The sequence below is a fragment of the Enterobacter sp. R-25 genome (assembly GCF_049913205.1).
GTDB lineage: Bacteria > Pseudomonadota > Gammaproteobacteria > Enterobacterales > Enterobacteriaceae > Enterobacter > Enterobacter ludwigii.
This window is the reverse complement of sequence record NZ_CP183982.1, coordinates 3,189,710-3,209,967: the sequence shown is the minus strand read 5'-3', so window position 1 is coordinate 3,209,967 and position 20,258 is coordinate 3,189,710. Positions and strand designations below refer to the sequence as shown.

The following is a 20,258-nucleotide window of genomic DNA, read 5'->3' as shown; positions in this document are numbered from 1 at the left end:
CCGCAGAAGCGGGGCTTTTTTTTCGACGTGTTTGCGATTACGCGCGAACGAAGTCGATGTGAGTGACTTTTGGCTTGAACGCGTGACGCTGAACAGCCTGAACTTTCACTTTTTCTTCTTTACCGCCAACAACGATGGTCAGAACTTCGCTGTAGAATTCAGGTTTGTTCTGCAGGTTCCACACTTTGTCGTGATCCAGTTCGATTGCAACTGGAGCAGCTTCGCCACCGTAAACGATAGCCGGGAACTTGTTAGCGTTACGCAGGCGGCGGCTCGCACCCTTACCCTGCACGTTACGTACTTCTGCTTCGATAGTAAACATTGATTTCTCTCTGTATTTTAAACCCTACTACAGGCGACCCAGCAGCAGGTGAGTGTTCTGCTTCACGGATATGAAGCGGGCGGCATTTTATACTCAAACGCCCCTCACATCAATGAAAAGTCCCCTTAACCGCGCAATTCGTTGGCGCGACGAAAACGGCCTTCGTAATCAAACACCTTTTCCCGAACCTGCCAGAACTGTCCTTTCATACGAGCCACAACAAAATCCGGGTGGCGCAGTAACACCTGCTGGCGCACGATATCGGCCACGGTAATCCAGCGCAGCGGTACACCGGGCGTACGGGTGTGCGGGCGAATAAAGAGTTGTTCGAAGGCCATACGCTGGGCAGGCGTATGTACCCTGAAGCGCTCGCTGACGTCTGCGCCGTCTTCATCGTAATAGGTGATTTTCAGCCACTCGCCTTTGTCATCCGCGCCGGGTTGCAGTGCCATACCGGAACAGCGCAGCACCAGCGCATCTTTTAACTTCAGCGCTGCTTTTAGCATGTCATCAGGATCGACCAGAACCGTATCGCATTCGCGACAGCGACGGGCGGCAATATCGTTTTCCGCATTGCACTGCGGGCAGTTTTTAAAGCGGAAACGGAAATCGCACTGTTCGCGATGTCCTTCGTCATCTTCAAACCAGCCCTGACAGCGGCGGCCAAAATGTTCAATCAGCGTGCCGTCTGCGGTGGTTTTACCCCAGAAGGTATTGGCAAAACCACAGGCAGGGCAAAAGACCTGAACGGGGACGTTGTCGCTTTTGCCTTTTGGCGTGCCGACTTCCGGAGAGTAGAGATCGTGCGGGTTACCGGCGTAATCCAGAATAAGACAGTCGGTTTTCCCGGGCGCCAGGCGCAGGCCGCGGCCCACAATCTGCTGATAAAGACTGACCGATTCGGTCGGACGTAAAATGGCAATCAGATCGACATGCGGGGCATCAAACCCGGTGGTTAACACCGACACGTTCACCAGATAGCGGAATTGTTGCGCTTTGAAGGCGTCGATCAGGCGGTCGCGCTCCGGCCCGGGCGTCTCGCCGGTGATTAAGGCCGCGTCCTCGGCGGGCAGCAGCCCGGTAATTTCTCGCGCATGCTCCACGGTGGCGGCAAAGATCATGACCCCTTTGCGCGTCGCGGCGAACTCTTCTATCTGGCTAATGATATGCGGGGTAATGCGCTTTTGCTTTTTCAGCTCCTGGTTCAACTCCGCTTCGCTGAATAACCCGTTGCTCTGCGCCTGTAACCGGCTGAAATCGTACTGCACCACCGGCATGTCCAGCCGCTCGGGCGGCGTCAGGTAGCCATGCTTGATCATGTAGCGCAAAGGAAGTTCATAGATACAGTCGCTGAACAGCGCTTTCTCATCGCCGCGCACCATGCCGTGATAATGGTAGCGATAGATCCAGCCTTTACCCAGGCGAAACGGGGTCGCCGTCAGGCCAAGCAGGCGAAGGTGCGGGTTCACCTCTTTCAGGTGAGTGAGGATTTGCTGATACTGGCTGTCGTCGTCATCGCTGATGCGGTGACACTCGTCGACAATCAGCAGCGAAAATTCACTGCGAAACAGATCAAGGTTGCGGGCCACCGACTGTACGCTGCCAAAGACCACTTTGCCGTGGCTCTCTTTGCGCTTTAGCCCGGCAGCGAAAATGTCAGCTTCCAGCCCGAGCGCGCAATACTTGGCATGGTTTTGCGCCACCAGCTCTTTGACGTGGGCCAGCACCAGCACGCGTCCGCGTGCCAGACGCGCCAGTTCGGCGATCACCAGGCTTTTGCCAGCACCGGTCGGAAGCACAATGGCCGCCGGTGCCTGGTGTTTACGAAACCAGGCGAGAGTGGCGTCAACGGCTTCCTGCTGATAAGGACGAAGTGTAAAAGTCATGGGGTCTCGGTTTAGTTATTTCGCATATAGTATGCCACGAAACTTTTTCCCTTGAGTGGCGCAACCAGACCATTATACTGAGCCATTCCAGACTGCTTCTTTTTCGGACCTGTTGTCCGACTTCCAGCACCATTAAGGCTAAAAAGATTTCATGCGACTTGATAAGTTTATCGCTCAGCAACTCGGCGTAAGCCGCGCTATTGCCGGGCGTGAAATTCGCGCCAGCCGCGTTACCGTGGATGGCGATATTGTGAAAGACACTGCGTTCAAACTCCAGCCTGACCATCAGGTTGAATATGACGGCAACCCGCTGACCCAACAGCACGGGCCGCGCTATTTCATGCTCAATAAGCCGGAAGGCTATGTCTGTTCTACGGACGATCCGGATCATCCAACGGTGCTTTATTTCCTCGACGAACCGGTCGCGCACAAGCTGCATGCCGCTGGCCGTCTCGATATCGACACCACCGGGCTGGTGCTGATGACCGACGACGGGCAGTGGTCGCACCGTATCACGTCTCCCCGTCATCACTGCGAGAAGACGTATCGGGTGACGCTGGAGTCTCCGGTCGCGGATGACACGGCAGAACAATTTGCCAACGGCGTTCAGTTGCATAATGAAAAAGATCTGACCCGGCCTGCCGTGCTTGAAGTGATCGCGCCTACCGAGGTCCGTCTGACCATCAGTGAAGGGCGCTACCATCAGGTGAAGCGTATGTTTGCCGCAGTGGGTAACCACGTTGTCGGTCTGCATCGTGAACGTATTGGCGCAATTGAACTCGATCCTGAGCTGGCGCCCGGCGAATATCGCCCGTTAACGGAAGAAGAGATCGCCAGCGTTGGTCTGCCTTCGCATTAATTTCAGGAGAACTCTGTGACCACCAGGCCACACTCGTCGTTCAAAATCGTCTTCATTCTTGGCCTGCTGGCCATGCTGATGCCGCTGTCTATTGATATGTATCTGCCTGCGCTGCCGGTTATTTCCGCGCAGTTTGGCGTACCGGCAGGCAGCGCGCAGATGACGCTCAGCACCTATATTCTCGGTTTTGCCCTCGGTCAGCTGTTTTATGGCCCGATGGCGGACAGCTTTGGCCGCAAGCCCGTTATTCTTGGCGGGACCCTGATTTTTGCAGGGGCGGCGGTGGCCTGTGCGCAGGCGCAAACCATCGATCAACTGATTGTCATGCGCTTTTTCCACGGTCTGGCGGCGGCAGCGGCAAGCGTGGTGATCAATGCCCTGATGCGCGATATCTACCCGAAAGAAGAGTTCTCCCGGATGATGTCGTTTGTGATGCTGGTGACGACGATTGCACCGCTGGTGGCCCCTATGGCCGGCGGTGCGGTGCTGGTATGGTTCAGCTGGCATGTGATTTTCTGGATCCTGGCGCTTGCCGCGCTGCTGGCCTCGGCAATGATCTTCTTCTTTATTGATGAAACGCTACCCGCGGAGCGCCGACAGAAGTTCCACATCCGAACCACAATGGGGAATTTCGCCTCACTGTTTCGCCATAAGCGCGTGCTGAGCTATATGCTGGCGAGCGGTTTCAGCTTCGCCGGGATGTTCTCATTCCTGAGCGCCGGGCCGTTTGTCTATATCGAATTGAACCATGTTTCTCCGCAGCACTTCGGTTATTACTTTGCGCTCAACATCGTCTTCCTGTTCATTATGACCATCATTAACAGCCGCTTTGTCCGCCGAGTCGGGGCGTTGAACATGTTCCGCGCCGGGCTTTGGATCCAGTTTGTGATGGCTATCTGGCTGGTGCTGAGTGCTTTTACAGGCGTGGGCTTCTGGGCGCTGGTGGTGGGGGTTGCGGCCTTCGTCGGCTGCGTGTCGATGGTTTCCTCCAATGCGATGGCGGTGATCCTCGACGAATTCCCGCATATGGCAGGCACCGCCTCGTCGCTGGCCGGAACATTCCGCTTTGGCATCGGCGCCATCGTCGGGGCGTTACTGTCGATGGCCACGTTTAATACGGCCTGGCCGATGCTGTGGGCGATGGCGTTTTGTGCAACCAGCTCCATTCTTTTCTATCTCTACGCCAGTCGGCCGCGAAAGGTGGTCAGCTAACGCGCAAATAAGGCCCAGTCAGGGCCTTTTTTGTTGACACACATCAACCAAAGCTGCATTCGTTTACCCTGTGTTTGTTTCTTTTATGTAAAATCTATTTGTGTAAAAAGTCACATCATTGTATTTAAAAAGGTTGAGTTAGATCGCAGAAACGGGTACATATAGCGCCGACGCGAGCCTGAACACCTATAAAAAAGCGCCGAATAGTGCAGGCTGGCGATGATGTGTTACTATAAATGTAAATAAATTGTGAAGTAAATTTTGCTTCCGGGGAACGAACGTGAATACATTACAACTCTCCATAGTCCATCGCTTGCCCCAGAGCTATCGCTGGTCGGCGGGTTTTGCAGGTTCGAAAGTTGAACCGATTCCGCAAAGCGTCGCGGGTTGCGAGAATTGTCTGGTTGCACTTAAGCTGCTGAGCCCGAGCGACGAAAATGCATGGCGAGTCATGGAGCGTCTCAGCGAGGCCCTGACGGATATTGAAGTGGACAGCTCCGTACTGGAGTGTGAAGGTGAACCCTGCCTGTTCGTGAAAAGCCAGGATGAATTTGCCGCGACCTGCCGTCTGAAAAACTTTGGTGTTGCTATCGCTGAGCCTTTCTCGGGCCAGTATCCTTTCTGAGCGCTAGTCTGCGGACAACAGCTGGCGCGTGTAGCTCTGCGTTGGCGCAGCAAATACGCGCTGGCACTCTCCCTGTTCGACCACTTCTCCCTGTCGCAACACAATCACCTGATGGCATAACGCCCGCACAACCTGTAAATCATGGCTGATAAAGATATAGGCCAGCCTGTGCTTTTCCTGCAATCCTTTCAGTAATGCCAGGATCTGAGCCTGAACGGTTCTGTCCAGCGACGACGTCGGTTCATCCAGAATGATCAGCTCCGGTTTGAGGATCAGCGCGCGGGCAATGGCGATACGCTGGCGCTGACCGCCGGAAAATTCAGCCGGGTAGCGGTGCCGGGTATCCGGATCTAAGCCAACTTCTGCCATAACGCGTATCACTTCTTCTTCCCGCTGCCGGACGGTCAATGCCGGCTGATGAACGCGCAGACCCTCTTCGACAATCTGTAATACGTTCAGCCGTGGGTTAAGCGAGGAGTTTGGATCCTGAAACACAACCTGCATGCGGGGACGAACGGGCAACATCTGGCGACGGTTCCAGTTGTGCAGCGGCATACCGTCAAAGAGGATCTCACCCTGCGAGGCGATTAAGCGCAGCAGTGCCAGGCCGGTGGTGCTTTTCCCCGAACCGGACTCGCCCACCAGCCCCAGCGATTCGCCCGGACGCAGGGAAAAATGGATATTTTTCAATACCGGATTCTGGTCGACGATGCGCCGCAGAATCCCTTTGCGAACAGGAAACGACACGCCCAGCCCCTCAACGCGCAGCAACGGCGCGCTGTCAGCCGGCAGGGGAACCGGGTCACCCGTGGGCTCGCTATCAAGCAGACGCTGCGTATAGGGGTGCTGAGGCGCTTTCAGCAGGGTGGCTGCGGTGTTCTGCTCGACGCAGCGTCCGTTTTGCATCACGGCGACGCTGTCGGCGAGCTTTCTCACAATGCTGAGGTTATGGGTGATAAACAGCAGACTCATGTTCAGTTCGTCACGCAGCTCCCGCAGCAGCCGCAGAATTTGCGCCTGCACCGTCACGTCCAGCGCGGTGGTGGGCTCATCGGCAATCAACAGTTCGGGTCGCGTGAGCAGGGCCATCGCAATCATCACCCGCTGACGTTCGCCGCCGGAAAGCTGATGGGGAAAATCGTTCAGCCGTTTTGCGGCATTGCGAATGCCGGTTCGTTCAAGACAATCCAGAATCTCCCCCCGCGCCGCCTCTTTGCGCATGCCCCGGTGCAGGGACAGCACTTCATAGAGCTGTTTTTCCAGCGTGTGCAGCGGGTTAAGGGAGACCATCGGCTCCTGGAAAATCATGGCAATGTTATTGCCGCGAATTCCGCGCAGGGTTTTTTCATCGGCATGCAGCAGCGAGCGACCGTGAAACAGAATGTCGCCTTGCGGATAGCTGACGGGCGGAGACGGAAGCAGGCGCAGGATCGACAGTGCCGATACGCTCTTGCCAGAGCCTGACTCGCCTACCAGCGCCAGCGTTTCGCCGCGCTGGATCTGCAGCGACAACTCCGTGACCACGGTACGCGCCTCACCCTGTTTTGAAAAGGCAATCGACAGGTTATCAATACTGAGAAGGGGCTGCGTCATCTTATACCGCCTTGTTGGGATCAAAAGCATCGCGCACGGCTTCGCCAATAAAAATCAGCAGTGAAAGCAGCACGGCCACGGCAAGAAAGGCGGTGATGCCTAACCACGGTGCCTGCAGGTTGTTCTTGCCCTGCAGCAGTAGCTCGCCGAGCGACGGGGAACCGAGAGGGAGCCCGAAGCCAAGGAAATCAAGCGAGGTGAGGGTAGTGATGGAACTGCACAGAATAAACGGCAGGAAAGTGAGGGTCGCTACCACGGCGTTAGGAAGCATATGGCGGAAAATGATCCCGCGGTCGCTCACCCCCAGCACCTGGGCAGCGCGAATGTAATCGTAATTACGGGTGCGCAGAAATTCCGCCCGCACCACGCCTACCAGCGCCATCCAGCCGAAGATGACGGTAATGCCTAACAGCCACCAGAAGTTTGGCTGTACCACGCTTGAAAGCAGAATGATCAGAAACAGCGTCGGCATGCCTGACCAGACCTCAATAAAACGTTGACCCCACAGGTCGATTTTCCCGCCGTAGTAGCCCTGAACGGCACCTGCTACCACGCCCATCACGCTGGAAAAGACGGTCAGCATCAGCCCAAAGAGGATCGAGATCCGCGTGCCATAGAGGATGCGTGCCAGCACATCGCCGCCGTTGGCATCCGTTCCCAGCCAGTTTTGCGCGGAAGGCGGGGAAGGGAAGGGGGTGGTGGTCGCAAAGTTAATGCTGTTTGCGCCAAAACGCACCGGCGCCCAGAGTGCCCAGCCGTGCTGTTCAATTTGTTGGCGAAGCCACGGATCCTGATATTCAGCGGGCGTCGCAAACGGGCCACCAAAATCGCTTTCGCTGTATTGGGTGAGAACGGGCACATACCAGCGGTCGTTAAAGTGCACCAGCAGCGGTTTATCGTTGGCAATCAGTTCCGAACACATGCTTAAGACAAACAGGACGGCAAAGATCCACAGCGACCAGTAGCCGCGGCGGTTGTGGCGAAAACGGGCCCATCGGGCCTGGTTGACGGGGCTTAAACGCGGCATCAGCGGCCCTCAAAATCAATTCGGGGATCAACCAGCGTATAGCTGATATCGCTGATGATATTCAGCAGCAGGCCAATCAGGGTGAAGATATAAAGTGTGCCAAACATGACCGGATAATCGCGCGACACGGTGGCTTCATATCCCAGCAAGCCCAGTCCGTTGAGAGAGAACATCACCTCTATCAGCAGCGAGCCGGTAAAAAACATACTGATGAACGTGGCAGGAAATCCGGCAATCACCAGCAGCATGGCGTTGCGAAAGACATGTTTCCACATGATCTGCTTTTCGCCCACGCCCTTCGCACGGGCAGTCACAACGTACTGTTTACGGATTTCATCGAGAAAGGCGTTTTTGGTCAACATGGTCAGGGCCGCAAAGCCGCCAATGACGGTCGCAAGCACCGGCAACGTGATGTGCCAGAAATAATCGGTGATCTTCTTGTACCAGGGCAGGGTGCTGAAATCCGCTGACACCAGCCCCCGTAGCGGAAAGATATCGAAATAGCTGCCACCGGCAAAAAAGACAATCAACAGAACGGCAAACAGAAACGCCGGAATGGCATAGCCGATGATGATAAACGTGCTGCTCCAGACATCGAAGCGGCTGCCGTTGTGAACCGCTTTACGGATCCCCAGGGGAATAGAGACGAGATAAATAATCAACGTTCCCCACAGCCCCAGGGTAATCGACACCGGCAGACTTTGCTTAATCAATGTTAAAACTGACGCGCTGCGAAACAGGCTGTCGCCAAAATCAAAGCGGAGGTAGTCCCAGAGCATGTTGAAATACCGCTCGTGAAGCGGTTTGTCGAAGCCATAACGATGGGTGATCTCGGCGATGACTTCCGGATCCAGGCCACGTCCGCCGCGATAATGGCTTTCACTGATATTTCCCAGGCCGGTGCGGGCATGGCTCGCGCCCATTCCTTCGCCACCGCCGCCAGGCATGCCGCCGCTGTTGCCAAATTCAATGGCTGCAATAGCCTGGTCGACCGGGCCGCCGGGCGCGATTTGCACAATAAAAAAGTTAATCGTGATGATTGCCCAGAGGGTCGGGATAATCAGCAGGAGACGGCGGATCAGATACGCACCCATGATGATTCCTTATCGCCGCTCAGCGGGAAGTCTGGCGGCTTTGTTAACGTCATACCACCAGGTGTCGAAGCCCAGTGAATAGACAGGGCGTACGGCAGGCTCGGAGAACTTGTCCCAGCGCGCAAGCCGGTCTTCGCCCATATACCACATTGGCAGCATGTAGTAATTCCAGGTTAAGACCCTGTCGAGGGCGCGTCCCAGCGGCAGGAGTTTTTCTTTATCACCCTGCGCCGCCACAATTTTCGCAATCAAGGCATCAATCGCCGGGCTTTTCACCCCCGGCGCATTGTAGGAGGAGTCGATATAGCTGGATGCCCAGGAGATTTGCAGATCCGAACTGGGCCACGGCTGCGCGGGCCACAGGGTTTGCATCATGTCGTAATCACGGCTGCGTTTGCGGTTGGTGAGCTGCGCGTTGTCGACCTGGCGAATGTTCATGGTAATCCCCAGCCGTTCAAGATTGTGCTTAAACGGCAGCACCCACTGATCGTTGCTTCCGGACGCAAGCAGCAGCTCAAAGCTTAACGGTTTGCCCGTTCTGGAATCGACGCGTTTTTGATTCTTCAGTGGCCAGCCTGCGTCATCCAGCAGCTTGCTGGCTTTAAGCAGGTTGTCGCGATCGTAGCCGTCACCCTTTGACGCCGGAGGCTGAAATACCGTCGTGAACACCTCCGGTGGCAGTTCTGCTTTCAACGGTGCCAGCAGGACAAGTTCGTCCGCTTTTGGGTAATCGCGAGCGGCATATTCAGTGTTCTGGAAATAGCTATTTGCCCGGCTGTAAGCGCCGTAAAATAGCGCTTTGTTCATCCATTCAAAATCAAAGGCCAGGGTAATGGCTTCCCGCACCCGGCGGTCAGTAAATACCGGACGCTGAATATTAAACGCCAGCCAGCGCGTATCCTGAGCGGACGCGTTTTTATGCTCGTCTTTAACGATATACCCGTTAGCGAAGTTTTTGCCGATATACCGTGTCGCCCAGTTTTTAGCGCTGCTCTCCATGCGCATATCGAACGCACCGGCTTTGAATGCTTCAAATGCTACGTTATCGTCAAGATAGTAATCGTAGCGAAGGGTATCGAAATTCCAGCGGCCCCGGTTTACCGGCAGGTTTGCCGCCCAGTAGTCTTTGACCCGGGAATAGACAACATACTGCCCCATGCGCCAGTCGGTTATGCGGTATGGGCCACCCGCCAGCGGGGGCGTGGAGAGCGGGTCGCTAAGTTTGTGATCTTTCCAGAACGATTCAGGCATCACGGGCAGGGAGAACAGGCTGAGCATATTCTCTTTATTCGGCTCACTCAGCTCAATACGCACCGTGAGCGGGGCAATGGCTTTGACCGTAACGCCTTTGTAGACAATGCGGAACTGGGGAACGCCCTCAGTCATAAATTTGTGAAATGTGAAGGCAATGTCGCTGGCTTTGACCGGCGTCCCATCGTGAAAACGCGCCCGTGGGTTAATCGAAATTTCCGCCCACGCGAAGTTATCCGCGTAACGTACGTTGTCGGCAATCAGCGGGTAGTAACTGCCGGGTTCATCATCAGACGTAACAAACAGCGTATCGTAGAGCGATTCTGTTCGCGCTGCCGCCACGCCGCGCAGGGCGAAGCGGTTGAAGTTGTCGAACGTCCCTGTGGCGGAGAGGGTCACGTTCCCGCCTTTTGGCGCGCCAGGGTTGACGTAATCAAAGTGCGTAAAATTGACCGCGTACTTTGGCTCACCAATCACAGAGAACGCGATGTTCTCTTTGATGGTTTGCGCCTGGCTGGACAGGCTCGTTAATGCCAACAGCAGCAACATAAAGCGCATAAGCATCTCGCGGCGGCTCCCTTTCGACTGACCGGCTCAGTTAAGCTGAATAATAAGTGACGTCACGGGCAATGTGAAATCATTCAACGTTCAGGCTGCCATTGGCGGAACTGCTCCAGCGGCATCGGGCGGCTAATCCAGTAACCCTGAAGGAAAACAACGCCATGTTCGCGCAGCCAGGCTGCCTGCTCCGGCGTCTCCACCCCTTCGGCGACGGTCGACATATTCAGTCGTCTTGCCAGGGTGAGTACGGCATCAAGCACCGGGGAGGTCACGGTTTCCGTCCCAATCGCGTTGACAAAACCCCGGTCAATTTTGATGTAATCCATGGTGAAACGCTCAAGGTAAATCAGCGCACTGTGGCCGGTACCAAAATCATCAATCGCAATTTCAAAGCCTTCATTGTGCAGCCATTCGAAAAGATTGTTGGCTTCCCGATGGTTAACCATATCGCGTTCGGTGATTTCCAGCACAATCTGGAAATGATCCGGCGGCATTAAGTCCAGGAAAGTGCGCATATCCTCTTTGAAGCTTTCCGCATGAAGATGCCCCGGCGCAATGTTAATGCCCAGTTTTGCGCCCGGTGGCAGAAGGGTCTGCAATACCGGCGCGTCGCGGATGATGAGGTCAAAGAGATGCAGCGTCAGCGGCACAATCAGCTTCTGCGCTTCGGCGAAGTTGATAAAGGCATCAGGCGGAATTTCCCCCATCGTCGGGTGTTTCCAGCGCATCAGGACTTCGACACCACGCATTTGCAGCGTCTCGGCATCCACAACAGGCTGATACACCACATAAAACTGACCGCGTTTAATGGCGCTCAGGATCTCTTTGCCTGGGTTAAGACGCGTGGTGAGGATATAGAAATTAAGCGAGCCGGCCGCGATCCCGCAGACCAGTCCAAAGAACACCGCGAACAGGATTTCATCGCTCGTCCACTCTTCGGCGTACAGTTTGATCGTCAGCGGAACCTCTTTTAGGGTCGCGGTGCGTGCCGGCGTTTCATGTAAATCCTGTGCCTTAACCAGTGTGGCGGACCTGGTCGACAACGCATTGTCGCCAATGATGATGGCAATGCCCGCGAACTCGTTCTGGCGTGCGGTGTAAAGCATATACGGAGTCAGGTTGATGTTTACCGAAGTAAACACGCCGCCATCCTTCACCAGCGGATTTCGATACCAGATGGCAATCGCGGGTCTGTGCGGCATCATCGGTGTACCCGGCAGTAACGCCATATCAATCTGTTTATCAATGTGCAGCTCGGGTATCAGTTCTTCCATCGGGACGTTCATCGGACCGGTGGCTGAAGAGCAGTACGCCAGTTTATCCCTGACCAGCAAAAAGGCGCGCACGTTAAGGCTAAAGGCCGCGCGAGAGGTCAGCTCAGCGTTGACGTCGTGGCAGCTGTTCAGCGTGAGCGGCTGAAGGAGATCGATAGAGCTTTTCAACTCATCGAAGTAGCTTTCCATGTAGATGCTCACGTCGTCAATCAGGGTGTCGAATCTGACTTCCCGCTTGTGGTAGCTCCAGAAAAATTGCAATGAACCCAGGAGCAGGGCTGTGATCAGGCCGGTGATAAGGCTGAGGAAAAGTATCTTGCGATTACTGGAGAAGTAGCGGGTGAACATAGACGTCGTGGTTCCTGGATTGCCGCTGAATGTATTCAGTGTAACGGGCAAAAAAAAACACCGCCGAAGCAGTGCTTTTTTTATCATATCGCCGGCCAAGGGATAACCAACGATACAATGATTATTTTAACTGCGGGTCAGTACGCGGCGCGCTTCGTTATAGCGCTTCTTCCAGTAAGGTTCGTTCATGCTGGAAATGGTCACACCGCTGCTGGTGGAGGCATGTACAAACTGGTCATTGCCAATGTAAATGCCAACATGTCGACCTGTCGAACCCGCACGGAACAGGACTAAATCCCCGGTGCGCAGTTTAGTGCGTGAAATCGACTTGCCCATCTCCTGCTGTTCGTAAGTTGAACGCGGAAGGTCTAACCCAAACTGCTCACGGAAAGTACGCTGTACGAAACCGGAACAATCAATGCCTTTTTTGGTGCTGCCGCCAAGACGATAACGCACGCCTTTCCAGTCAGCATACTGGTCCATAATACGGGACTTCACGTCCAGATTACGTACCATATTTTCAAATTCATCCTGAGAGGCTTGCAGTGACGAGGAATCTTCCATTCCCACAACACGCGTCTCAGGATGCATATTCTTTGCGGTGTTCGATGTACTACATGCAGATAACAGTACCGCCACTGCTATCGCCGGGATCCCCCGTAAGATATATCTCAAAATCGGTTGAGATTTGACCATTTTGTTTATTATCCCTTGAAGTCCTTAACGACAAATATCGTTATAAAAAATGCCAAACGTGACGAGACTAATTATCTGTTCACAATGAGACAATTCTTTCTGATCACATTTGTGGCGTAGCGCACAAATTTATTCACCAGCGAAATAATTATCTCTATGGGGCAAAACGAGTTCGAGATTAACCGATTGCCTGGGGTATTGCGAGCAAAAAAAGCCTTTTTTTTATAAGAAATTGTGATACAGAAAGTAAAAATTGATAATTGTTCAAAATGTGCGCGATTGAGGTTAAAAACCGTGCAACACATTCATTTTTATCACGAATATTGTGACGAAATGATGACGGGAGGGGACGAAAGGGGAGAAAAATGCATCAAGGATCAAAACGATCCCTGATGCATAGTGTTAATTAAGGTTAATTATTGGTTTCTGATTTGTTGCGTTTTGCCGGGGAGGTAGCGATCGAACACGGCTATTATCTTGTCGCTCAGCGGTGTCATCAGACACCACGGCAGCGCAACCAGCACAGAAGAGAGCGAACCGACTGCAATATCAGTGAACCAGTGAGCGCCAATCATTACCCGTGGGAAGGCAAAAACCACAAAAATAATCAGGGCTATCGCAAAGGCTTTTCGGCCGAAATAGCGGAGCATCACGCCGGAAAAAATAAGCAGCATCATTCCGTGATCGCCCGGGAAACTGGCCTTCGACGCATCTTTCGTTGGAATATGCAGCAGCTCGCTGACGCGATAAATATCGGGGAAGAAGAGCGTTGGGCTGGAACGCTTAACCGGAATAATGGCCGTTGCCAGCTGGTTAATTACCACCGCAAGCAGCAACATCATCAAACCAATAATCAGAATACGGCGGCGTCCTGTTTTGTCCTCTTTCAGCCAGAAAGAGAGCATCAGGCCGCCCATCGCCAGCAGCGAGCAGCCGTCAAAGGCACGGTTATTCGTGATAGCAACCAGCCACAGGAAGGCTTCGCTCTTCACCAGCTCCTGGTTGAAGAAGTGAAAAATGGCAGAATCCAGCGGAAACCAGACACCATGATTCGCCGGGATATACCAGGAGAAAAAGAGCGCCAGACCGGCGACATTAAGCAGTAATATCAGGGGAAGTCGAGTCGTCATAACATTCAGCATAGAGTGAAATCTGGGGCAACGTTAGCCGCCCAAACTTAAACGAAGCTTCAACAGGCTGGACTGCAGGGCATTCCAGTCGGCGTTAACCGCACTAATTAACTCTATTCGGCTATCAGGTGGCGCCACATTTTGCGTTTCGATAAAGAAATCTTCGCCCTGACGGTTGATCCGCACCAGCCCGTCCGGGGTGCGCATGATCCCTTTAACACGATCGACCGGAGCCAGTCTGGCCCATTCGAGTATGCCGATGGTGTCGAATACGGTATCCGCATCGAAAATCCATCCGCAGGCCTGATAGCCCTGGCCGCTGTTAAGGTTACGACGCCAGCGCTGGTGTTCCGGCAGACTCAGGGCAGCCAGACCCTGTTTTTGCGGATGGCTGTGGGCATGTTCCGCGCTTGCCGGGAGCGCCGCCAGGTTCAGGCGAGGCAGGTCAAGCAGGGCGTTATCAATTTTCCCCTGGGTGGTCTGCACCCGCTGACGGTTGCCACCGAAGTGCTGCCACCATGTCTCCAGTGCGGACTGGCTTTCCGCCGTTGCGCGATCCTCTTTATTGGCGACGATAATATCTGCCGAGGCGAGCTGGTCGCGGAAGTTCTCGTTGGTCACGGCTTTTTCATCCAGCAGCTGACGGGGGTCCAGCAGGCACAGCGTGGCACGCAGATCGATCCACGGCTCGTAGACCGGCGCGGTCAGTAAATCGAGAATTTGCTTCGGATGACCCAGCCCGGTCGGTTCAATCAGCAGACGGTCTGGTTTGCCCTGACGCAGCAGCTTATTCAGCCCGACCTGCATTGGCAGACCATTTACGCAGCACATGCAGCCTCCGGGGATCTCTCTGATCATCGCGCCGCTGTCTGCCAGTAATGCGCCATCAATACCCACTTCGCCAAATTCATTGACCAGTACGGCCCATTTTTCTGCCGGATCCTTATTGGCCAGCAGGTGGAGAATTGAGGTGGTTTTACCGCTGCCGAGAAAACCGGTAATGAGGTTGGTTTTGGTCACGTGCGCTCCAGTCGATAATTGTGATGCTATAACAATTATCCATCATCCTGGCGAAAAACGGGCGCAATGAGAAGGGGGAGGGCGAACGGAGGCAATCGCCGTTCGCCTTAAGCGCAATAATCGCTAAATATTTAACGTTTCGATAACAGCCTGACGCGCGCCATGGCGGGCGATGCGCTGATAGGCCTGGCTGATGGCCTCCACGAAAATGCTATTTTGTGCGAGATCGTGACCAAAGATTTCACTCAGCCCCAGCAGGGCGTTGACGCGCTCAGCGTCGCTGCTGGCTGCAACAAGGGTGCGGATTTTATCGCTCAGCGGATCGCGCACATCAATTGCGTCGCCACGCTCGTCGGTTCCGCTGACGTAGCGGATCCAGCCTGCAACGCCCAGGGCCAGCAGCGGCCACGCGGTTTTACGTTCAAGATGGATGCGGATCCCATCCAGCATGCGCTGCGGCAATTTCTGGCTTCCGTCCATCGCAATTTGCCAGGTCCGGTGCTGCAGTGCCGGATTGGCAAAGCGTTCAAGCAGACTATCGGCATAAGCCGTGAGGTCGACATCCTTAATACGCAGCGTAGGAGCCTGCTCATTCAGCATTAACCGACGTGCGGCTTCGCGAAAAGCGGTGTCTTCCATACATTCGTTGATGTGCGCATACCCGGCGAGGTAGCCCAGATACGCGAGGAAAGAGTGGCTGCCGTTGAGCATGCGCAACTTCATCTGTTCCCACGGCAGCACGTCCTGCACCATTTGTACGCCAGCCACTTCCCATGCCGGGCGTCCGGCAACAAAGTTGTCTTCCACTACCCACTGAATAAACGGTTCGCAGCTGATGGCACAAGGATCTTCTACTCCAAGCTCCTGCGTGATTTCTGCCAGCGACGCCTCGGTCGCGGCGGGGACAATTCGGTCGACCATGGTCCCCGGAAAGCTCACATGTGAATCAATCCACTCTGCCAGCGCCGGGTCGCGTTTCTGGGCCATCCCCAGTACCGCGTTTTTCACCACATGGCCGTTATCAGGGATGTTGTCGCAGGAGAGGACGGTAAAAGCGGACAAACCGCGTTCACGGCGGCGGTGGAGCGCCTCGACCAGGATCCCGGGCGCGGAGTGCGGTTCAGACGGGTTCTCCAGATCGTGAACGATCCGGGAGTTGCGCAAATCCAGATTACCGGTGGCGGGATCGATGCAATAACCTTTCTCTGTGATGGTGAGCGACACAATGGCGACCTGAGGTTCACAAAATTTCTCAATGATGGCGGGCAGAGAATCCAGTTTTGCGTTCAGACATTCATGGACGGCACCGACGATAATCGGCTGGTTTCCCTCCGCCCCTTTTTCCAGCACGGTGAAGAGATGATCCTGTGCGCGCAACTGGCTCATCAGCACGTCGCCGCTGAAGAGGCTAATCTCACAAATACCCCAGTCGCCGCCTTTCTCATTCAGCACCCGGTTTGTTAACAAGGCCTGATGCGCACGGTGAAATGCGCCAAAGCCAAAATGGACGATGCGAGAGCGTAACTGCTTACGATCGTAGCGAGGGAGCTGGACATGGGCAGGAAGCGAGGTGGAGGCAATTGTCTTCATGAAATACACACCTGATTAACCATTAATTAACAACGCCAGTGTAAAGTTATATGACAGCAAATTAAATTGGTGAGCCGTAAATATCCCCGAAGTGTGAGTTTGATCAATCAATGTGTGGTGGTGTGTTGACCCTTTACGGCAAACATGTATGGTAGTCGTCATCGTAGTCATCCATATTGGTATAACAACTTTAGAGGTGAGGCAATGGAACAGACCTGGCGTTGGTACGGGCCGAACGATCCGGTTTCTCTTGATGATGTGCGTCAGGCTGGCGCAACGGGTGTCGTGACGGCGCTGCATCACATTCCTAATGGTCAGGTATGGCCGATTGAAGAAATCAAAAAGCGTCAGGCGCTGCTGGCGGAAAAAGGCCTGACCTGGTCTGTGGTGGAAAGTATCCCGGTTCACGAAGATATCAAAACCCATTCAGGTAATTACCAGACCTGGATTGCCAACTACCAGCAGAGCATTCGTCACCTGGCGGCCTGCGGTATTGATACTGTTTGCTATAACTTCATGCCCATTCTTGACTGGACGCGCACCGATCTTGAGTACACGTTGCCGGACGGTTCAAAAGCATTACGTTTCGATCAGATTGCCTTTGCCGCATTTGAGCTGCACATCCTGAAACGTCCTGGTGCAGAAGCCGATTACACGGCTGAAGAGCAGCAGCAGGCGCTCGCGTGGTTTAACGCAGCCAGTGACGCCGAGATTGAAAAGCTGACCCGCAATATTATTGCTGGCCTGCCGGGCGCTGAAGAGGGCTATACGCTGGATCAGTTCCGCGCGCGTCTGGCGGAATACGGGAATATTGATAAAAACCAGCTGCGTGAAAACATGGCGTTTTTCCTGCGCGCTATCGTACCGGTAGCGGAAGAAGCGGGCGTACGCCTGGCTGTGCACCCGGACGATCCTCCGCGTCCTATTCTCGGTTTACCGCGTATCGTGTCCACGATTGAAGATATGCAGTGGCTGAAAGAGACCGTGGACAGTATCTATAACGGATTCACCATGTGTACCGGCTCTTACGGCGTGCGTGCGGATAACGATCTGGTGCAGATGATTGAAACCTTCGGCGATCGTATTCACTTCACGCATCTGCGTGCGACCTGTCGTGAGGATAATCCAAAAACCTTCCATGAAGCAGCGCACCTGGGCGGCGATGTGAATATGGTCGCGGTAGTGGATGCGATTCTGGCGGAAGAGGTACGTCGTAAGCACTCGGGTGACGTTCGTCCTATCCCGTTCCGTCCCGATCATGGTCACCAGATGCTGGACGATCTGCGTAAGAAAACGAACCCAGGTTATTCGGCGATTGGTCGTCTGAAAGGCATGGCGGAGGTGCGGGGCGTTGAGCTGGCGCTGAAGATGACGAAATACCCGGAACTGCTGTAACGTCTGTTGCCCGGTGGCGTAGTGCCACCGGGCGAATAGCGCATTAGTCTGCGCGACCCATATAGCGTTTTTCTTCGATATGGATGCGGATTTTCTCGCCCGCGGAGAGGTATTCTGGCACCTGCACCACCAGACCGGTCGTCAGGGTTGCTGGTTTGTTGCGGGCACTTGCGGATGCACCTTTGATGCCCGGAGCCGTTTCCACGATTTCCAGATCCACGGTCTGCGGCAGCTCCAGCGCCAGCAGCACGCCATCCCAGGTCAGAACCTGCATGTCAGGCATCCCGCCTTCAGGAATGAAGAGGAGTTCTTCTTCAATCTGATCTTTGGTGAAGATATACGGGGTGTAATCTTCTTTATCCATGAACACGTATTCGTTGCCATCAATGTAGGAAAAATCAACATAGCGGCGGGTCAGGGTCACGGTATCAACGATATCGTCACCTTTAAAACGTTCTTCCACTTTCAGACCGGTACGCACATCGGCGAAACGCATTTTGTACAGCGTTGCTGCACCACGGGCGCTCGGGGCCTGAATATCGATATCTTTCACAATCAGCAGCTTGCCGTTGTAATTCAGTACCATACCTTTCTTAATTTCGTTCGCTCTTGGCATTGCAGTAATCCTGTTTACGGGTGGTAAAAAATATCGCGCCAAATTACTCGTGCTCGGCCTTTCAGGCAAGCGGAATTCGTGGCTTTTGCTATCAATACACAAAAGGTGTTACTGTGCGCGCAATGCCCGACTGCGCGGGCGTTCTTCAGCGAAAGAGAGCCTGTATGGATTGTCGTCCCGATTGTGGCGCGTGTTGTACCGCACCGTCCATTTCAAGCCCCATTCCTGGCATGCCGGACGGCAAACCTGCCAATACCCGCTGTGTGCAGCTTGCTGAAAATAACCTGTGCATGATCTTTGGTTCCCCGCTGCGCCCGAAAGTCTGTTCCGGCCTTCAGCCGTCCGCGGAGATGTGCGGCAGCACGCGCACACAGGCGATCACCTACCTTCTTGAGCTGGAAGCGCTCACCGCCCCTTAAACGTCCTTAATTCGCACCAGACACGCTATCGTCAGCGTACACATCACCAGCGCAATCCAGAATACCGTGTGATAGCTCCAGATCTCGGCCACGATGCCAGCCATTGAACCTGCAATAATCCAGCCCACGCGAGTGGTATTGGTATAAAGGGTGGTGGCGGAGCCTGCCTGGCCTGGCATCAGGTCCTGGAAGTAGAGCATGCCAATCCCGGCGAGTATGCCGATATAAATGGCGTTGAGAAGCTGCAATGCCAGCAAGAGTCCCGGCGTGTGCACCGTCAGCATACCGATATAGAACAGCAGTCCTGCGACAGCCGCGATGCGCATTAAAAAACGCTTTCCGAAACGCTTCGCGTAATAGCCCGCGATGAGCATGGTCGGGATCTCAAGCCCGGCCGCGGTTCCCATCATAATGCCCGCCAGCTTCTCTGGCAGATGCAGCTCATCAATAATAAACAGCGGCATGTTGATAATATAAAGGCTGTTTGTTCCCCACATCAACGTACAGATAACAAACAGGAGCAGCGCATCACGACGGTTACGGCGCGGGGCTTCCAGTACGCCTGAAGCCACTTTAGGCTCTTTGCGCATCGACGGCAGGAAGAACCACACCATGGTGCCGCACACCACAAACGCGACAGCCGCACTCAGGTACATCACCGTAAAGCCAAACCCCATCGCCAGGGCATACGCCAGCGGCGGGCCAATGACCCATGCCAGCGACACCTGGGCACGCAGAATAGAGCTGAACATCACCGCTTCACGACCGGTATGGTCGGCGTGCTCGCGGGCGAGGGCGAACATCTGCGGGTTCGCCGTGGAACCGAAGCTGCTCAGGAACACCCCCACGAACAGCAGGATGAAATAGTTGCGGTTAAAAGCAAACAACACGCAGGCAAACACCCCGAGAAGGCAGCAAAAGACGATCAGACTTTTACGATCGCCTTTTCTGTCGGAACGCCCCGCCAGAAACTGACTCACCAGAATGCCGATGATGGCACTGCCGGTAAAAAAGAAGCCAACCATTGCCGGACGGGCGTGGACTTCATTGGTCAGAAACAGGCTCAACGTGGGCGTCTGTAACGCCCCGGCAATGCCGGTAAGGAAGGCAACAATCAAAAACGCCGTGGACGTCAAATCAAAGGGTTTTGGCGAGGCGGCGGCAGGGGTGTTATGCATACTTTCAGTATCAGCAAGTCATAAAGAGACGCGGAGTGTACGACGCTTGTCAGAAAATAAACAGGTACTGCGGTCAATTTCGCCACGAAAAATCAAAATGCCATTTCAATTAACAGGCTCGGGCTGAACTTAGCTGAAACTGACGTGCTGAACGTCAGCAAG

General features: G+C 54.4%; 18 protein-coding genes. 5 read left to right on the top strand and 13 right to left on the bottom strand.

The window, feature by feature from the left end; genetic code table 11:
* Positions 1–37: 37 nt before the first annotated feature.
* Both rplY and ACN9MQ_RS15310 read right to left on the bottom strand, forming a co-directional pair.
* Positions 38–322 carry a 50S ribosomal protein L25 gene (gene rplY, locus ACN9MQ_RS15315; RefSeq protein ID WP_014170941.1) on the bottom strand — a complete coding sequence of 95 codons (285 nt, stop codon included), beginning with the start codon at positions 320–322 and terminating at the stop codon, positions 38–40.
* A 125-nt stretch (positions 323–447) separates the two neighbouring features.
* Positions 448–2,208, bottom strand: a complete 1,761-nt coding sequence (locus tag ACN9MQ_RS15310; protein WP_020883178.1) for a DEAD/DEAH box helicase — start codon at positions 2,206–2,208, stop codon at positions 448–450.
* Between the two features lie 151 nt (positions 2,209–2,359).
* On the opposite strand from ACN9MQ_RS15310, the gene rsuA reads away from it, so the two are divergent.
* The 3 genes from rsuA (at position 2,360) to ACN9MQ_RS15295 (ending at position 4,904) form a co-directional block, all read left to right on the top strand.
* A complete protein-coding gene (rsuA, locus tag ACN9MQ_RS15305) occupies positions 2,360–3,067 on the top strand; it encodes a 16S rRNA pseudouridine(516) synthase RsuA (protein ID WP_014170938.1) in 708 nt (235 codons plus the stop codon).
* Between the two features lie 15 nt (positions 3,068–3,082).
* Positions 3,083–4,279 carry a Bcr/CflA family multidrug efflux MFS transporter gene (locus ACN9MQ_RS15300; RefSeq protein ID WP_079231849.1) on the top strand — a complete coding sequence of 399 codons (1,197 nt, stop codon included), beginning with the start codon at positions 3,083–3,085 and terminating at the stop codon, positions 4,277–4,279.
* Positions 4,280–4,559: 280 nt separating this feature from the next.
* On the top strand, positions 4,560–4,904 hold the full coding sequence (locus ACN9MQ_RS15295) for a YejG family protein (protein ID WP_014170936.1): 345 nt from the start codon (positions 4,560–4,562) through the stop codon (positions 4,902–4,904).
* 3 nt (positions 4,905–4,907) lie between these two features.
* Here the strand turns inward: ACN9MQ_RS15295 and yejF are convergent, their stop codons facing one another.
* The 9 genes from yejF to ACN9MQ_RS15250 all read right to left on the bottom strand — a co-directional run bounded on the left by yejF (position 4,908) and on the right by ACN9MQ_RS15250 (position 16,488).
* Entirely contained in the window at positions 4,908–6,497 is a 1,590-nt protein-coding gene (gene yejF, locus ACN9MQ_RS15290) for a microcin C ABC transporter ATP-binding protein YejF (protein WP_040018007.1), read from the bottom strand.
* Between the two features lies 1 nt (position 6,498).
* On the bottom strand, positions 6,499–7,524 hold the full coding sequence (locus tag ACN9MQ_RS15285; protein WP_014170934.1) for an ABC transporter permease: 1,026 nt from the start codon (positions 7,522–7,524) through the stop codon (positions 6,499–6,501).
* Positions 7,524–8,618 (bottom strand): microcin C ABC transporter permease YejB, encoded by a 1,095-nt coding sequence (locus tag ACN9MQ_RS15280; RefSeq protein WP_014170933.1) that lies wholly within the window; start codon positions 8,616–8,618, stop codon positions 7,524–7,526. Before ACN9MQ_RS15280 ends, ACN9MQ_RS15285 begins: the two co-directional genes overlap by 1 nt.
* A 9-nt stretch (positions 8,619–8,627) precedes the next feature.
* A complete protein-coding gene (locus tag ACN9MQ_RS15275; protein ID WP_426021368.1) occupies positions 8,628–10,433 on the bottom strand; it encodes an extracellular solute-binding protein in 1,806 nt (601 codons plus the stop codon).
* A 77-nt stretch (positions 10,434–10,510) separates the two neighbouring features.
* Positions 10,511–12,052 (bottom strand): cyclic di-GMP phosphodiesterase, encoded by a 1,542-nt coding sequence (locus ACN9MQ_RS15270; RefSeq protein WP_020883182.1) that lies wholly within the window; start codon positions 12,050–12,052, stop codon positions 10,511–10,513.
* Positions 12,053–12,178: 126 nt separating this feature from the next.
* Complete coding sequence (gene mepS / locus ACN9MQ_RS15265; RefSeq protein ID WP_014170930.1) at positions 12,179–12,748, bottom strand: bifunctional murein DD-endopeptidase/murein LD-carboxypeptidase; 570 nt, start codon at positions 12,746–12,748, stop codon at positions 12,179–12,181.
* Positions 12,749–13,164: 416 nt separating this feature from the next.
* Positions 13,165–13,878: a phosphatase PAP2 family protein gene (locus ACN9MQ_RS15260; RefSeq protein WP_025203633.1), complete on the bottom strand. Its 714-nt coding sequence runs from the start codon at positions 13,876–13,878 to the stop codon at positions 13,165–13,167.
* A 33-nt stretch (positions 13,879–13,911) separates the two neighbouring features.
* Positions 13,912–14,898 carry a CobW family GTP-binding protein gene (locus tag ACN9MQ_RS15255; protein ID WP_426021369.1) on the bottom strand — a complete coding sequence of 329 codons (987 nt, stop codon included), beginning with the start codon at positions 14,896–14,898 and terminating at the stop codon, positions 13,912–13,914.
* Between the two features lie 123 nt (positions 14,899–15,021).
* On the bottom strand, positions 15,022–16,488 hold the full coding sequence (locus ACN9MQ_RS15250; protein WP_426021370.1) for a mannitol dehydrogenase family protein: 1,467 nt from the start codon (positions 16,486–16,488) through the stop codon (positions 15,022–15,024).
* A gap of 204 nt (positions 16,489–16,692) precedes the next feature.
* On the opposite strand from ACN9MQ_RS15250, the gene uxuA reads away from it, so the two are divergent.
* Positions 16,693–17,883, top strand: a complete 1,191-nt coding sequence (gene uxuA / locus ACN9MQ_RS15245; protein ID WP_426021371.1) for a mannonate dehydratase — start codon at positions 16,693–16,695, stop codon at positions 17,881–17,883.
* 43 nt (positions 17,884–17,926) lie between these two features.
* Here the strand turns inward: uxuA and yeiP are convergent, their stop codons facing one another.
* Entirely contained in the window at positions 17,927–18,499 is a 573-nt protein-coding gene (gene yeiP, locus ACN9MQ_RS15240) for an elongation factor P-like protein YeiP (protein WP_008500940.1), read from the bottom strand.
* A 164-nt stretch (positions 18,500–18,663) separates the two neighbouring features.
* Between yeiP and ACN9MQ_RS15235 the strand changes: the two genes are divergently transcribed.
* Positions 18,664–18,918 (top strand): zinc/iron-chelating domain-containing protein, encoded by a 255-nt coding sequence (locus ACN9MQ_RS15235; RefSeq protein WP_020883186.1) that lies wholly within the window; start codon positions 18,664–18,666, stop codon positions 18,916–18,918.
* Here the strand turns inward: ACN9MQ_RS15235 and setB are convergent.
* Entirely contained in the window at positions 18,915–20,096 is a 1,182-nt protein-coding gene (gene setB / locus ACN9MQ_RS15230) for a sugar efflux transporter SetB (RefSeq protein WP_020883187.1), read from the bottom strand. The genes ACN9MQ_RS15235 and setB overlap by 4 nt on opposite strands.
* Positions 20,097–20,258 lie beyond the last annotated feature (162 nt).